General features: G+C 65.3%; 19 protein-coding genes. 7 read left to right on the top strand and 12 right to left on the bottom strand.

Annotated elements, in window-relative coordinates; all coding sequences use genetic code 11:
- The first annotated feature begins 237 nt into the window (after positions 1–237).
- The gene (locus E3T47_RS13110; RefSeq protein ID WP_134556474.1) at positions 238–999 is read left to right on the top strand and encodes a DUF559 domain-containing protein; all 762 of its coding nucleotides are present in this window, start codon (positions 238–240) and stop codon (positions 997–999) included.
- 46 nt (positions 1,000–1,045) lie between these two features.
- On the opposite strand, the gene E3T47_RS13105 is transcribed toward E3T47_RS13110, so the two are convergent.
- From E3T47_RS13105 to E3T47_RS13070, 8 genes are all read right to left on the bottom strand, one after another.
- Entirely contained in the window at positions 1,046–1,969 is a 924-nt protein-coding gene (locus E3T47_RS13105; RefSeq protein WP_134556473.1) for an SDR family NAD(P)-dependent oxidoreductase, read from the bottom strand.
- Between the two features lie 4 nt (positions 1,970–1,973).
- Complete coding sequence (locus tag E3T47_RS13100) at positions 1,974–2,366, bottom strand: chorismate mutase (RefSeq protein WP_134556472.1); 393 nt, start codon at positions 2,364–2,366, stop codon at positions 1,974–1,976.
- A gap of 28 nt (positions 2,367–2,394) precedes the next feature.
- Positions 2,395–3,354 (bottom strand): DMT family transporter, encoded by a 960-nt coding sequence (locus tag E3T47_RS13095; protein ID WP_277871831.1) that lies wholly within the window; start codon positions 3,352–3,354, stop codon positions 2,395–2,397.
- 89 nt (positions 3,355–3,443) lie between these two features.
- A complete protein-coding gene (locus E3T47_RS13090) occupies positions 3,444–4,190 on the bottom strand; it encodes a GNAT family N-acetyltransferase (protein WP_134556471.1) in 747 nt (248 codons plus the stop codon).
- Between the two features lie 63 nt (positions 4,191–4,253).
- Positions 4,254–5,540 (bottom strand): adenylosuccinate synthase, encoded by a 1,287-nt coding sequence (locus E3T47_RS13085; protein WP_134556470.1) that lies wholly within the window; start codon positions 5,538–5,540, stop codon positions 4,254–4,256.
- Positions 5,541–6,026: a DUF3151 domain-containing protein gene (locus E3T47_RS13080; RefSeq protein ID WP_134556469.1), complete on the bottom strand. Its 486-nt coding sequence runs from the start codon at positions 6,024–6,026 to the stop codon at positions 5,541–5,543.
- 61 nt (positions 6,027–6,087) lie between these two features.
- Positions 6,088–6,456 (bottom strand): nuclear transport factor 2 family protein, encoded by a 369-nt coding sequence (locus E3T47_RS13075; protein WP_134556468.1) that lies wholly within the window; start codon positions 6,454–6,456, stop codon positions 6,088–6,090.
- Positions 6,457–6,498: 42 nt separating this feature from the next.
- Positions 6,499–7,131, bottom strand: coding sequence for an RNA methyltransferase (locus E3T47_RS13070; protein ID WP_134556546.1), 633 nt, complete (start codon positions 7,129–7,131; stop codon positions 6,499–6,501).
- A 128-nt stretch (positions 7,132–7,259) separates the two neighbouring features.
- Here E3T47_RS13070 and E3T47_RS16155 point away from each other — a divergent pair, with 128 nt between their 5' ends.
- From E3T47_RS16155 to E3T47_RS13045, 6 genes are all read left to right on the top strand, one after another.
- Positions 7,260–7,601: an ATP-binding cassette domain-containing protein gene (locus E3T47_RS16155; protein WP_198416637.1), complete on the top strand. Its 342-nt coding sequence runs from the start codon at positions 7,260–7,262 to the stop codon at positions 7,599–7,601.
- Positions 7,553–8,176 carry an ATP-binding cassette domain-containing protein gene (locus tag E3T47_RS13065; protein WP_206751338.1) on the top strand — a complete coding sequence of 208 codons (624 nt, stop codon included), beginning with the start codon at positions 7,553–7,555 and terminating at the stop codon, positions 8,174–8,176. The genes E3T47_RS16155 and E3T47_RS13065 overlap by 49 nt, the downstream gene beginning before the upstream one ends.
- Positions 8,173–8,997: an ABC transporter permease gene (locus E3T47_RS13060; RefSeq protein WP_134556467.1), complete on the top strand. Its 825-nt coding sequence runs from the start codon at positions 8,173–8,175 to the stop codon at positions 8,995–8,997. Before E3T47_RS13065 ends, E3T47_RS13060 begins: the two co-directional genes overlap by 4 nt.
- A gap of 86 nt (positions 8,998–9,083) precedes the next feature.
- Complete coding sequence (locus E3T47_RS13055; RefSeq protein ID WP_134556466.1) at positions 9,084–10,355, top strand: Nramp family divalent metal transporter; 1,272 nt, start codon at positions 9,084–9,086, stop codon at positions 10,353–10,355.
- A 20-nt stretch (positions 10,356–10,375) separates the two neighbouring features.
- Complete coding sequence (locus E3T47_RS13050) at positions 10,376–11,020, top strand: metal-dependent transcriptional regulator (protein WP_134556465.1); 645 nt, start codon at positions 10,376–10,378, stop codon at positions 11,018–11,020.
- Between the two features lie 45 nt (positions 11,021–11,065).
- Positions 11,066–11,866, top strand: coding sequence for an HAD-IIA family hydrolase (locus tag E3T47_RS13045; RefSeq protein ID WP_134556464.1), 801 nt, complete (start codon positions 11,066–11,068; stop codon positions 11,864–11,866).
- An 18-nt stretch (positions 11,867–11,884) separates the two neighbouring features.
- Here E3T47_RS13045 and E3T47_RS13040 read toward each other — a convergent pair whose 3' ends face one another.
- Genes E3T47_RS13040 through E3T47_RS13025 form a run of 4 tightly spaced genes read right to left on the bottom strand, consistent with a single transcriptional unit; the run spans position 11,885 to position 15,026 of the window.
- Entirely contained in the window at positions 11,885–12,922 is a 1,038-nt protein-coding gene (locus E3T47_RS13040; RefSeq protein ID WP_134556463.1) for an NAD(P)-dependent alcohol dehydrogenase, read from the bottom strand.
- Positions 12,923–12,979: 57 nt separating this feature from the next.
- Positions 12,980–14,251 (bottom strand): hypothetical protein, encoded by a 1,272-nt coding sequence (locus tag E3T47_RS13035; protein ID WP_134556462.1) that lies wholly within the window; start codon positions 14,249–14,251, stop codon positions 12,980–12,982.
- On the bottom strand, positions 14,251–14,799 hold the full coding sequence (pyrE, locus tag E3T47_RS13030) for an orotate phosphoribosyltransferase (protein WP_134556461.1): 549 nt from the start codon (positions 14,797–14,799) through the stop codon (positions 14,251–14,253). The genes E3T47_RS13035 and pyrE overlap by 1 nt, the downstream gene beginning before the upstream one ends.
- Positions 14,800–14,837: 38 nt before the next feature.
- Positions 14,838–15,026 (bottom strand): hypothetical protein, encoded by a 189-nt coding sequence (locus E3T47_RS13025; protein ID WP_134556460.1) that lies wholly within the window; start codon positions 15,024–15,026, stop codon positions 14,838–14,840.
- Between the last annotated feature and the right edge of the window lies 1 nt (position 15,027).

The following is a 15,027-nucleotide window of genomic DNA, read 5'->3' as shown; positions in this document are numbered from 1 at the left end:
GGTGTGGATAACTTGATGGACACCGAGACGTTCGGTCACACTATGGGCATGAATCGGTCTCGCAGGCTGCCGCCGCACATTGAGGGACGTCCATTCAGCACGGCCGAGGGTAGTGGCGCCGGTCTGTCAAAGAAGCGGATGCGCGCGTCCGACTTGGCGCGCCCCTATCCGGCAACCCGCACCCCGCGTGGAGATGGCCACTCGATAGACCTGCTCATCCACGCATACGCACACCGCATGTCCAAATCAGACTTCTTTAGTCATCTGACGGCTGCGCGCGTGCACGGGCTTCCTTTGCCTTTTGCCGTCGAACGAACCCAAACTCTTGATGTATCGACCGAGGCACCCGCCCTGCGCGACCGGGTATGCGGCATCCGCGGCCACCATGTCGCACCCAAGACGATCGCCGTGGTTGAAGTGCAGGGCCTACGCGTCACGAGCGCGGTGGACACTTGGTGCCAGCTGTCCACCGTGCTCGGGCTCGACGACCTCATCCGGATTGGCGACGCACTTGTGCGCCGCCGGCATCCGTTCGCCGTGATGGGTGACCTGCTCGCCGCCGTTCGACGGTATTCGGGGCACCGGGGCGTCAAGCTGCTGCGTGAGGCGCTCATCTGGATTCGACCGGGCGTCGATTCACCGCGCGAGACCGACCTGCGGCTGCTCCTCGTGCGGGCCGGCCTGCCCGAGCCCGAAGTCAATGGCGTGATTCTGAACCGCATGGGCGTGAAACTCGCCACCGGCGATCTGGTCTACCGGCGTTATCGCGTTCTGCTCGAGTACGACGGTGGGCAGCACCGCACTGACGAGGAGCAGTATCACTGGGACATCGACCGCCTGGACAACCTCATGGAGGACACGTGGCGGGTGATTCGCATCAACAAGTCCCACCTGCGCACGCGCCCCGCCCTAGTCATCCGCAAAGTACAAACGGCCCTGCGAGCCGCAGGTTGGCAACCCGATCCCCGTCTAGCGAGAGCGCAAAAAGTGCCCGATTGAGAGGTCCAATCGGGCACTTTTTGCACTTTCGCGGTCATGAGAAAACCTAGAGGAAGGGCTCCCCGATCAGGGTTTCGGCTCGCTCCCACAGGCGGGAAGCCACGGCTCGGTCGCGGGACGTGCGGGTTGCCGGCTGGCGCGTCGGTGCACCGCGGGTGAGCAGACGCGGGCCGAAGTAGTCGCCGCCGTGGGCATCCGGGTCGATCGCGGCTCGCACGGTCGACCAGGCTCCAAACTCTTTGCTCTGCGCTCCGACGAGCAGCTGCAGGCCGTCCATAACCCGTTTGCAACGCGACACCTCGTTGACCGATCGGATGCCGGGGGTCAACCCCGAAATGGAATATCCTGGATGCGCGACCAGCGACTGAACCGTGCCGGCACCATTGGCCCGTAAGCGCCGGTCGAGCTCGAATCCGAACACCTGCATCGCGATCTTGGACTGCGCGTAGGCTTTCCACCCGTTGTAGGTGGTGGCCAACTGAAGATCGTCGAGGGAGGAGTCCATCAGCCGCGAAATCAGCGACCCAAGGGATACCACTCGGCTGCCGGGCGTGCGGCGGAGCGCCACGAGGGTGCCAGCGGTGAGCGCGAAGTGCCCAAGAAAATTTGTGGCGAAGATCAGCTCGTTGCCGTCGAGACTCACTTGGCGATCCGTGGACGGATGCACGATTCCAGCGTTGAGAATCAGCCCGTCAAGGCGCGGCAGAGCGCGCAAGGTCTCACTCGCATCGCGCACGGACTGCAGGTCCGCCACATCGAGTTGCAACATCGAAACGGATGCCCCCGGCACGCGGGCGCGGATGGCCGCCGCCGCGGCATCCGCTTTGGCGAGGTTGCGACAGGCGAGCACGACGTGGGCGCCGGCACTGGCGAACTGTTCGCTCGTGAAGTAACCGAGGCCGGCGTTGGCACCGGTGACGACGAAGGTTTTGCCGGCCTGGTCGGGCAGCGAGCGCGGGTTCCAGCTCACCCGGCTAGGAGGCCGCTCGGGGCGCAGCGTTCGGGGCAACGCCGGCAGCTCCCGCTGACCGCGTCGCGTCCATCGGCTCGCCGCCCGCGATCTTCACGTGGTGATGGATCACCTCGGCGATGATGAAATTGAGAAACTTCTCGGCGAAAGCCGGGTCGAGGTGCGCCTCTCCAGCGAGGCCGCGCAGACGGTCGATCTGCATGAGTTCGCGCGCCGGATCGGCGGCCGGCAGCCCGTGCGCGGCTTTGAGCCGACCCACCGACTGGGTGAACTTAAACCGCTCGGCCAGCAGGTGGATGAGCGCGGCGTCGATATTGTCGATACTCTCGCGAATGCTGTGCAGCTGCAGGATCGCAGCCGCGTCGGCATCGGCGGGTAGTTCCTCGTGTACGGCCATACTTTTACGATAATGCATGCCCACGCGGTCAAACGGATGCCGCAGCCTCCCGACTGCGGGCACCGAACGACCCGAGTCGCATCCGTTTCTGCGTGAGCAGTATGCCCACGAGCACGAGGAACGCCCCGGCCGGCTCGTGCCAGGAGAACGTTTCGGCGAGCACGAGCACCCCGAGCACCACGCCGACCACGGGCGTCACGTAGGTCACCGTGGACGCATTGGTCGGCCCCCAGGCGCGCAGCACGTTGATATTCCAGATGTAGGCCAGGCCGGTGCCGAGCGCGCCGAGCGTGAGCAGGCACAGCACGATCGGAACGGTCAGCGTTACCGCGCTCCAAGCCAGAACCGGCGTTAGCAGCAGCATGATGAAACCGGCTATGCCGATGTTTAGAAAGGCGAACGTCGATGCGTATATCGCCCGCCCACTCAGGAAGCGGCGGGTGTAGCCAAAGGTGAAGCCGTAGCAGACGGCCGCGCCAAGGCAGGCGATCTGACCCCAGAGGTCGCCGGTGAGCGAGGAATACTGCCATGGACCGATGATCACGATGACGCCGACGATGCCGAGCACGATGCCGGCGACCTGCGCGCGCACGAGTTTCTCCACCCGAAAGGCGAGCGTGGCCATCAACGCTGTCATGATCGGGGTGACGGCGTTGTAGATGCTTGCGAGGCTTGAGGAAACGTATTGTTCGGCCCAGGCGAAGAGCAGGTGCGGAATCACGCATCCGCTGACCGCGATCACCAGGAAGTGCAGCCAAACCACGCGCTCCCGCGGCAGCACTGGCCCGTTCCCGATGCGTGGACGGGTCACGAGCACGATCAGCCCGAGGGTCAGCCCACCGAGCACGAGCCGCGACCAGGCGATCTGGCCGAAGCTGACGCCGTCAAGCGCGATCTTCATGAACAGAAAACTCGCGCCCCAGATCAGCCCCATCCCAAGAAATTGCAGTACGACGAGGGTCTTGCTGGCGGCAGGGGTCAGAGGCACGATCCGAGCCTATAGCGCAGGCACCCCGCCGCCGGTCGGCACGAACTCAACGGCCGAAAAGCGCCGAACAATGGCAGCCGATGCCGCGACTACGAGGCGTCGGCCCCCGCGTTGCTCTGCGTATCGGTTCCGGCCGGGCTGCCGCCGCGAATGCCGCCCTGCGGTCCGCCGCCCGTGATAGTGCCGCTCGGACCGGTCGGGCGCAGGCTGCGGTACGAGACAAACCGGCCCTTGAAAGCGTCGAGTCGCGCTTCGAGCCCGGCGCGCACGGCCGGCCATTCGTCGGCGAGGATGGAGTAGATGGCGCTGTCGCGCCAGGTTCCGTCGGCGCGGGGGCGATCGCGGCGCAGGATGCCCTCGAACGTGGCGCCGATGCCGAGGATGGCAGCGCGGGAACGCAAGTTGATGGCATCCGCCTGAATTTTGACCCGGCCGAAGCCGTTCTCGAAGGACGTGCCGAGCACGAGCAATTTGGTTTCAGCGTTGACGACGGTGCCCCAGACGCGCGGGTCGTAGGCGGTCCAGCCGAGGTGAATCGACTCGTTGACGACGTCGATGTCGCCGAGGGTTGTCGTGCCGACGACATCGCCGTCGTTCGGACCGCCGAGCAGGCGCACCACATAGGGCAGGCCTTCCCACTGAAAGTAGTCGTCTGCCCACTTGATGAAGCCGTCGACATCCCGGCGCAGGGCCGCGAGGCCGCCGCCGTAGCCGGCCGCGAACACCTCGGGGTGCGCGATGGCGCGCGCCAGTTCGGGCAGCACCGCACTTCCGAGCGGTTGCAGCTGCACAAAACGACCGGTCAAGGTCAGGGAATGGGGTCTCACGGCGTTCACCCGCTTAGTTTGGCAGGTCAAAGTGAGGAATCGTGCGCGCTTCGCGGCAACCCGCAAAGAAATTCAGTCGATCAGGTCGTGGCGCACCACAATGGCTTCGCGGTCGGGGCCGACGCCGATCGCCGACACGCGCGACCCGCTCATCGACTCGAGGGCGAGCACATAGTTCTGCGCTGCCTGCGGAAGCTCCTCGAAGGTGCGCACGCCGGTGATGTCCTCGGTCCAGCCGGGGAAGTTCTCGTAAATCGGAGTAGCGTGGTGAAAGTCGCTCTGCGAGACCGGAACTTCGTCAACGCGCACACCGTCGACCGAATAGGCGACGCAGACCGGTATCTCAGCCAGGCCGGTGAGCACATCGAGCTTGGTCAGCACGAAGTCGGTGACGCCGTTTATGCGCGCGGTGTAGCGGGCGATGGGGGCGTCGTACCAGCCGCAGCGGCGCGGGCGGCCGGTGGTGGTACCGAACTCGAAGCCGTTGACGCGCAGGTACTCGCCCGACTCGTCGGACAGCTCGGTGGGGAACGGGCCGCTGCCGACCCGTGTCGTGTAGGCCTTGACCACGCCGATGACCCGGTCGATGCGGTTCGGAGCGATGCCGGAACCGGTCACCGCGCCCCCCGACGTAGCGTTCGACGACGTGACGAAGGGATAGGTGCCGTGGTCGACGTCGAGCATGGTGGCCTGGCCGCCCTCGAACAGCACTGTCTTGCCGTCATTCAGCGCCTGGTGTAGCAGCAGGGCGGTGTCGGTGACCATGGGGCGCAGGCGTTCGGCGTAGCTGAGCAGTTCGGTGACGATCTCCTCGACCTCGATGGCGCGGCGGTTGTAGACCTTGACCAGCATGTGGTTCTTCTGGTCAAGGGCTCCCTCGACCTTCTGCCGCAGGATGTTCTCGTCGAACAGGTCCTGCACACGAATACCGACGCGGTTGATCTTGTCGGCGTAGGCCGGGCCGATGCCGCGGCCGGTGGTGCCGATCTGGCGCTTGCCGAGAAAACGTTCGGTGACCTTGTCGAGGGTGCGGTGATATGCGGTGATGACGTGGGCGTTGAGGCTGACCTTGAGCCGGGAGACGTCGACGCCGCGCTCGGAGAGGGCGTCAAGCTCTTCGAACAGCACCTCGACGTCGACGACGACGCCGTTGGCGATGACCGGGGTGACTCCGGGGCTCAGGATGCCGGACGGCAGCAGGTGCAGCGCATACTTCTCGTCGCCGACGACGACGGTGTGGCCGGCGTTGTTGCCGCCGTTGAACTTGACGACATAGTCGACCCGGCTGCCGAGCAGGTCGGTGGCCTTACCCTTGCCCTCGTCGCCCCACTGGGCTCCGATGAGTACGATCGCGGGCATTTAGTCTTCTCCTCGAATTACAAAAGCTTCGGTGGGCGGCGCCGGGTCGGACCCTGGGCTGCCGGTGTGCAGGGTGGCGATGATGGAGATGGCGCTCGTATCGGCATCCGTCAGAAAAGCCGTGAGGCGGGAGACTTCGTCGGCCTCGCCGATCTCTTCGGCGCCGCGGCGCAGCGCGAACAGGGCGCGCAGCACTCCGCGGTTGGGTTCGTGGCGCCACGGAATGGGGCCGTGGCCGCGCCAGCCGGCCTTGCGCAGGGCGTCGAGTCCGCGATGGTAGCCGACCCGGGCGTAAGCGTACGACTCGAGGATGCGACCCTCAGCGTAGGTGGCGTCGGCCAGTTCAGCCCAGGCCAGCGGGGAGGTCGGGTGCACCTGAACAACGCCGGCGATCTCGCTTCTCGCGGTTCGGCGCAGGGCCTCGAGCACCTCCGGTTCCGCGGGAAGAAGGGTCTCGGGCTCTGAAATCAAATTGTCGCCAGTCACACTGAATCCTACCAAGGCCGCAGGCCCCCACCGCGGCGACGGGCCCGGCCGGCCATAACGGCTAGGCCGGGCTTTGTTGCCGGGCCGCGACCCGCCAGCCGCCGTTGACGAACAGGTAGGTCGTCGACATGTTGAGCTCGGCCACGATATCGCCGCGGCGGGCGATCGCCTTGTACACGACGACGCCGGCACGCTCGCCGAGGCGGATGATGGCTGGCTCGTGAATTCCGTAGCTCTCCCACGGAGCGGCCTGGTCGAAGTAGGCGGTGACCTGGTCGCGGGTGATGACGGCGCCCGGCACGATCATCAGGGCGTCGTCGGTCATCTCGCGTTGGTAGTACGCGCCACCCTGGCCACCCAGGATGGCCTGCCATCCTGCGTTTTCTTCGTGAAGGAGCCGTGCGGGGAGATCGTCAGTGATCGCAGTCATACCGCCACGCTAGCCCCAAACCGTCACCGAATGCAGAAAAGGTCAGAACCGGTGCTGAACCACCCAGGAGTGCATCGTGACGGCGGCGGCGGCCGAGGCGTTGATCGATCGGGTCGACCCGAACTGACTGATTTCGACGACGGAATCGGCGGCGGCGATGGCCTCCTCCGATAGTCCGGGGCCTTCCTGGCCGAACAGGAGCACGCAGCGTTCGGGAAAGCTGAACGTCTCGATGATGACGCTGCCCGGCACGTTGTCGATCGCGATAATCGGCAGCGACCCGCTCGCGCACCACTCGACGAAAGCGGCGACATCCGCGTGGTGCAGCACATGCTGATACCGGTCAGTGACCATGGCGCCGCGCTTGTTCCAGCGCTTGCGGCCGATGATGTGCACGGTGTCGGCGCCGAACGCGTTGGCGCTGCGCACGATCGAGCCGATGTTCATGTCGTGCTGCCAGTTCTCAATAGCCACGTGGAACGGATGCCGGTGCTCATCCAGGTCAGCCACGATCGCCGCCATGGTCCAGTATCGGTAGCGGTCGATCACGTTACGGGTGTCGCCGTGTTCGAGTAGCTCGGCGTCGTAGCGGTCCTCCCCGGGCCACTCTCCCGGCCACGGACCGACGCCGTAGGTGGATCGCTCGGGCGTGGGATTCTCAGCCGACGCGGGCACTGGCAGGTTGACTATTCTTTCGTTCACTGCTTAACCGTATCCCGCGGCCGAGACGGTCTCACCCGCTGCGAGACCGGCCGCGCCCTTCCCCGATACTGCTCGTCGGCAGTCCTTACTAAGGTGAAGCTGTGAGCGAGACCATGATCCTGATCAAGGACTTTCGCAAGTCCTATGGCGGCTTCATCGCGGTCGACGGGATCAGCTTCGAGGTGAGCCGTGGAGAGGTCTTCGGCCTGCTCGGACCTAATGGTGCCGGCAAGACCACGACGCTCGAATGTCTTGAGGGGTTGAGGCGCTCCGACGGCGGTACCTTGCGAGTCGACAACGTCGACCCCGGCCGGGTCGGGCGGCGGCTCAGTCGACTCATCGGGGTGCAACTCCAGGCTTCGGCCCTGCCGGACAGTATCGCGTGGACGAGGCAATGCGCTTCTTCTGCACGTACCACAAGATCGCACCGCGCTTCGATTTGATCGAACGAGTCGGCCTCACGGAGAAGCACCATGCCCAGTACCACGAGTTGTCCGGCGGTCAGCAGCGCCGACTGTCTCTCGCGCTCGCCGTGGCGCACCGTCCCGCGGTGGTCATCCTCGATGAGCCGACCTCCGGCCTAGATGTGGCGTCTCGGGTCATGCGTCACGAGCTCATCCGGGAACTCCAGAGCGACGGTACAACGATCCTTCTTGCCACGCACGACATGGCCGAGGCGTCCGACCTGGCCAGCAGGGTCGCGATCCTGCTCCGGGGGCGGATCGCCGCGATCGGCACCCCGATGGAACTGACGGCCACGGGTGGAAGCCTCACACGCATCTCGGTTCTCACCGAGGGCGACTGCCTGAGCCTTCCGGACGCCGTCTTCCCCGCCGTGCAACAAACACAGAGTCGCGACGCGTACGTGATCTACTTCAGCACCGACGTCGGGCGGACCGTTTCAGCACTCATCTCGTTCATCACGGACCGGAAAGACGTGCTGATCGATCTGCGCGTCGAGCGGCCGAGCCTTGAAGACCGGTTTCTCGAAATCACGACGGAGCACACGAATCCATGAAGGCCTCCATCATGCACCTCGGCTTTGAGTTTCGAGTTGGCATCCGCAATAAGACGCTTATGCTGATGAATTACCTGTTTCCCCTGGGCGGCTACTTAATGTTCGGGGCCCTCCTGGGGGAGATCAATCCGGGCTTTCTGACCACCATCGTGCCAGCGATGTCGCTGTTCGCGATAATGAGCGGGGCTCTACTCGGAATGCCAGACACGCTCGTCAGCGCGAGAAACGCCGGAGTGTTTCGCTCATTCAAGATCAACGGTGTGCCCGCCCCGTCTCTGCTGTTGATCCCCGTAATCACCAGCATGCTCCATGCATTCCTGGTGACGGTAGTCATCGCTGTCACGGCGCCCCTGATCTTTGGCGGCGAAGCACCCGTCAACTGGGCGGGATTCCTGCTCGTCTTCCTGACGTCGGCCTTCGCACTCGCTGGGGCCGGAGCGCTGATCGGCGTTGTGGCGGCGAACTCCCGATTAACGGTCCTGCTATCGCAACTTATCTTTCTGCCGTCAATGATCCTCGGCGGCCTCATGCTCCCCGCCAGCATTCTTCCCCCGACACTTGCTCAGGTCGCGCTGCTCCTTCCGACGACCCACGCGATGGATGCCTTCGCAGGACTGGCGATGGGGCAGGCGACAACGCAGCCATGGTGGTCACTCGCGATCCTCGTTACGGGAGGAGCCGTCGCCTTCGTCCTGGCAGTCGCCCTTTTCAGCTGGGATCCGAAGAGCGCCACGCGACGCGCGCACCCCGTCTGGGCGCTTCTAGCCCTGGCACCCTACGCGGCTGGTCTGATCGCGTCGTTCTCGTCAGCGGCCAACTAATCGCAATCGTCACATTCATTTATTGGACGACCAGAATTGTCGACAGCGAGGTTTCGGTTTGCCGAAAGTTTGGCTAGGGTTTCGGCATGACTAAAACGGATGCTCCCGCTCCCGATCGCGTGCTCGCCAACGCTCCCACCACGGTCGCCTCCAGCCGCTTGCTCTGGCTTCTGGGTCCGGCCCTCGTAGCAGGGGTCGCCTACCTCGATCCCGGCAATGTCGCGAGCAATATGACTGCCGGAGCCCGCTACGGTTACCTGCTGGTCTGGGTGGTCGTGGCCGGCAACGTCATGGCCTGGCTGATCCAATACCTCTCGGCCAAGCTCGGAATCGTCACCGGGGCGAGCCTGCCCGAGATTCTCGGGGTGCGCATGAAACGGCCGATGGCCCGGCGGCTGTACTGGGTGCAGGCGGAGCTGGTGGCCATGGCCACCGACCTCGCCGAGATCATCGGCGGTGCCGTCGCCCTCAATCTGCTGTTCAACCTGCCGCTGATCTGGGGCGGGGTCATCACCGGCACCATTTCGATGATCGTGCTGATGGTGCACTCTCGGCGGGGACCGCGCATTTTCGAGCGCGTTATCATCATGCTCATGCTCATCATCGTCGTCGGTTTCACGGCGGGGGTCTTCGCTTCTCCGCCCGACGCTGGCGGTGTGCTCTCCGGCCTGGTGCCGCGGTTCGAGGGCTCCAACTCGGTACTTCTCGCCGCGTCCATCCTCGGCGCCACGATCATGCCGCACGCCATCTACGCGCACTCCTCGCTCGCCCGCGACCGGTTTCCAGAGTGGCAGGGCGTCGTCGCCACTCGCCGCCTGCTCTGGGCCACGAAGTGGGACGTCACCATCGCCATGGCCATTGCCGGAACGGTGAACCTCGCAATTCTGCTGCTCGCGGCATCCGCTCTGCAAGGGGTCGACGGCACCGACACGCTCGAGGGAGCCTATGCAGCGCTCAAGGACACGCTCGGACCGGTCGTCGCGATACTGTTCGCCGTCGGCTTGCTCGCATCGGGGCTCGCCTCGACCTCGGTCGGCGCCTATGCCGGGGCGGAGATCATGCACGGCCTGTTGCACGTGCGTATTCCGCTTTTGCTGCGCCGACTGGTCACCCTGATTCCGGCGCTGCTCATTCTCGGCGTGGGGTTCGACCCGACCCAGGCACTCGTGCTCAGCCAGGTGGTGTTGTCGTTCGGCATTCCGTTCGCGCTGATCCCGTTGGTCTGGCTTACTGCTCAGCGCGGCCTGCTGGGCAGCTTCACCAACCGGTGGTTCACGACCGCCGCCGGGGCTGTCTGCGCACTGGCCCTCGTTGCACTGAACGTCGTGCTGCTCGTGCTCGTCTTCACCGGCGCCTGAACGGATATCCTGAAACAGATATGACGTACACGACCGGCGCCGCCGAGGACTACCTCAAGACCATCTACGCCCATACCGAGTGGCAGACCGACCTGATCACCCCCTCGGCGCTCGCGGTGCGACTGGGGGTGGCGCCATCTTCCGTAACCGAAATGGTCAAGAAGCTCGCTGCGAGCGGGCTCATCACCCACGTTCCCTACGGTCCGCTGGCGTTGACGGATGCCGGCCGGCTGCGCGCGACCGCCGTCGTGCGGCGGCATCGCCTGATCGAGACCTGGCTGGTCGGCGAGATGGGCTACGACTGGGACGAGGTGCACGACGAGGCTGAGATTCTCGAGCACTCCATCTCGGATCGTCTGCTCGAGGCCATCAACGCCCGCCTCGGGTTTCCGGCGCACGATCCGCACGGCGATCCCATTCCGGCCGCCGACGGTACCGTACAGCGGCCAGCGGCACTGCTGCTGGCCGACGCCGAAGTCTCGCATTCGGGAACCGTGCTGCGCATCAGCGACCGGGACCCGGCTGTGTTGCGCGAGCTCGCCGCCGACCTGATCGGGCCAGGCACCCAGTTCACGCTCGCGGCCCCGTTCACCATCGTTTTAGCGGATGGCCAGAGCCGGCTGGTCACGCCGGCCGCGGCCAGGTCGATCTGGGTGACCGCCTGATTTGACTCGCGCAGCTAGGCTGGACCCGACGAGAAGGAGCGCCTGATGGCACGACGCGACGAAATCGAATGCTGGCTCACCGATATGGACGGTGTGCTCGTGCATGAGAACCAGGCCCTCCCGGGGGCCGCCGAATTGCTGCAGCAGTGGACCGATGCGGGAACGCCATTTTTGGTGCTCACTAATAACTCCATTTTCACGCCCCGGGACCTGAGCGCCCGGTTGCGCTCGAGCGGGCTCAACGTGCCGGAGGACCGCATCTGGACCTCGGCTCTCGCAACGGCGGATTTTCTGAGATCGCAGGTTTCCGGCGGTACGGCGTTCGTGATCGGCGAGGTCGGAATCACGACCGCCCTGCACGAGGCCGGGTTCATCATGACCGAAACCGACCCCGACTATGTGGTCGTCGGCGAGACGCGCAATTACTCGTTCGAGGCGATCACCAAGGCGATTCGGCTGATTCTGGGCGGTGCGCGGTTCATCGCGACGAATCCGGATGCGACCGGACCGAGCAAGGACGGCCCGATGCCGGCGACCGGCGCGATTTCGGCGCTGATCTCCAAGGCCACCGGTATGGAACCCTATGTCGTCGGCAAGCCCAACCCCATGATGTTCCGTTCCGCGATGAACAAGATCGGTGCGCACTCGGAGAACACCGGCATGATCGGTGACCGCATGGACACCGACATCGTCGCGGGCATCGAGGCCGGGCTGCACACCATTCTCGTGATGACCGGCATCAGCGACGAAGCCGAGATCAACCGCTACCCGTTCCGGCCAGACGAGATCGTGGCCGGGGTGCACGAACTGCTCGTCACCGAGCCGATCGAGAGCGACGAGATCTAGACCGTAGCGTTCGAAGAGTTAGTTCGGGTAGACGATGGACTTGAGGCTGTTCTCGTCGCGGTCGCTGTCAAGCGCTTCCGCGACGTGCGCCAAGTCGAATTTTCCGGTAACCAGGGCGTCCAGGTCCACCTGCCCCGAAGCAACGAGATGGATGGCGGTCGGCCAGGTGTCGACGTAGCGGAAGATGCCGGTGACCGTGATCTCCAGGTTCTGAATGTGCGACACCGGCAGAACCATCTCGGAGTTTCCCAGTCCAACCAGAACGACCGTACCGGCCGGTCGCACCGAGCGGATGCCGCTGTCGACTGCCCGCGCAGACCCGCTCGCGTCGATAAACGCGTTCACGTCGAGGTTGAGCGAGGCGGGGTCGTCGGCCACGGGATCGATGACCCGGGTGGCGCCGAATTTCAAGGCCCGTTCCCGCTTGGCCGGCACGAGGTCGGAGACGATGATTTCGCTTGCCCCGAAGGCCCGCGCGGTCTGGGCCGTGATGATGCCGATCGGGCCGGCCCCGGCAATCAGAATCGAGGAGCCCGGAACGATCTGGGCTTTGCGGATACTCGCAATGGCGACGGAGAGCGGCTCTAGCAGGGCGCCCGCCTCAAACGACACCGAGTCGGGAATCACGTGGGCAAATTCGGCCTGAATCGTCACGTAGCCGCAGAAGGCGCCGTCGATGGGCGGAGTCGCGTAGAACTCCATCTTCCAGCACAGGTTGTACCGACCGGCGCGGCACTCGCGGCAGAGGCGGCACGGACGCTGGGGTTCCACGGCTACGCGTTCCCCAATGCGGGCGGGGTCGACGTCGACCCCGACCGCAGCGATGGTGCCGCTGAGCTCGTGGCCGAGAACCAGGGGGGCGTCGACGATGAAGTCACCGATTCTCCCCTCGCGGTAGTAGTGCACGTCGGAGCCGCAGACACCGACCGCGGCGACCTTGACGAGCACCTCGTCGGCGCCGGGCGCTGGCACGACCCGGTCCTCGATCGTCAGTGACTCTTGTTTCAGCAGAACGCTAGCGCGCATGGTCGCGGGCAGAGTGGATGCGTCGGTCATGGTGGATCTTCCTTCGTGCGCGAGTGGGTGGGTTACGTCGGTGTCGCTCGGGCGGGGTCAGGCGGTTGGGCCAGCTCCCATGATGCTCGCCGTGAGCGGCTCGGCTGAGGCTCGACTCGCGAAACAGAAGTAATAGCGAGGCTCGTCGGTCCACTGTTCTTCACTGATCGGGTAGCTGCCCTGCATCTGCAGATTGGGGTAGGCGCCGGCCGCATTCAGGTCCAGGATGCCGGGAGCCGTGCACAGCACGTTGATCTGGGCGGCCAGTGCGGCCTCCCCTGGAAAAGCAGTGGCCGCATCGCCGCCGAAATTGCCGCGATACACGAGCTGGGCCGGATGTGCCGCGGCGCAATCGACGACCGTGAAGTCTTCCTCCCACGGCGAGCCATACGGTTCAAAACATTCGCCACCGAACAGGGTGTTCCACTCGTGCACACCGGCCGGCTGCATCGCGGTGATCTCCGGCGTGGGTGTCGGCGTCGGCGTGGGCGTCGGCGTAGCGGATACCGTCGGCTGCGGCGCCGCCACTGGGCTCGCGACGAACCGCTGGCCGAGATAGAACAGGCCGACGAGCACGATGGCGGCGAGCAGCCCGACGGCCGTCCAGATCAGGGCAGCCTGGGTCGCTATGGGAGCGCCGCGCCGGGACCTGTGGCGGCTCGGCGGCTCGGGGCTTGGTGCGGCTTCCGCAGCAGCTGTACCCGCTGCCCCTGCGGGCACACCCTCACCGCCGGCGGGCTGAGCGGGCAGCAGTTCTGTCGGCTGGTCACTTTCCGCTTCGGCTTCTGTCTCGGTCAAGCGGATGACCGCTGTTTCGACGTCGGCTGATGCTTCAGAAACTGGCAGGAACACGGTCGGCTCAACCGGAATTGACGTGACGGGAGCCGACTCGATAGGCACCGACCGGTTTGGGACCAGCTCAGCAGGGGCCGGCACGGCAGATTCGTGCCCGACTCCAGCGGCAGCTACAAGGGGATCGCTGAACTCTGCCGCAGCAGCATCGGTCTCGACCGGTTGCGGCAGGGGGGTCGTCCACCAGGGCGCCGGACCGGCCGGAACCGCAGCAACCGGGGGTGCTGCCGGCGTAACGAGAACGGGTTCCTCGATCCGTTCAGCGACGCGGGCGCGACGACCGAACCGGCTCGTGGGCGCGCCGGCATCCGCCTTTTCAGCTCGTGGAGTCTTGACCGCGGGAGCCAGGCCGTCGTCGGCGGTGTCACCGGAGCTCGTATCATCGGCGCTCGTGTCATCGGCGCTCGTGTCATCGGCGCTCGTGTCGAGCTGCGACGCGAGCCAGTCGATTCCGCGCTCGTCGTCGTCTACTGCCACTAGTTCAGCCCCAGGTCCTCAAGGGAGATCGCGGCAAAGTAAAGGTAGCCGGCGGCCTCGATCACTTCGCGCGCACCGGTGTTGCGGTCGACGACGACGGCGACGCCCGCGATCTCGGCGCCCACCTTGAGCAGGGCTTCGATGGCGGCCAGGGGGGACCCGCCGGTGGTCGAGGTGTCCTCGAGCACGATCACGCGCTTGCCAGCGAGATCAGGGCCCTCGACCTGGCGGCCGCGGCCGTGGTCTTTGGGTTCTTTGCGCACGACGAACGCGTCGTAGCTTGCGCCGCGGGCTGCGCCCTGGTGCATGACGGCCGCGGCGATCGGGTCGGCTCCCATCGTCATTCCGCCGACGGCGACGACATCGGGCACGGCCTTGATGAGATCGAGCATGACCTGCCCGATCAGCGGGGCGACCCGGTGGTCGAGGCTGACCCGGCGCAGGTCTACGTAGTACGTGGCCTTCTTGCCGCTCGTGAGAACGAAGTCTCCGTGAAAAACGGCTTCGGCCGAGATGAAGTCGATGAGTTTCTGCCGTGTATCGGTCACGCTCGCCAGTTTAGGGCATGCCCCGCTGGCACCCCGTGCTAAAAGATGCGCACCAGGTTGCGACGCTCGATCTGGCGGTAACCATCGCGGTGCACCTCGACGACGAGAGCGGCGATGGAGACAACGGCGAGGAGCAGAATAGCGATGAGGACGAACACGAGGTGCCTTTCGAAGGAGGTGGAGTGGCCCGGCACGGAGGCGACATTGCTCGTGTATGACACCCTCATT

Origin of the sequence: Cryobacterium ruanii (assembly GCF_004404055.1) — a bacterium.
Classification (GTDB): Bacteria; Actinomycetota; Actinomycetes; order Actinomycetales; family Microbacteriaceae; genus Cryobacterium; species Cryobacterium ruanii.
The sequence above is the reverse complement of the archived record's forward strand: the minus strand, read 5'-3'. Positions and strand labels throughout refer to the sequence as shown.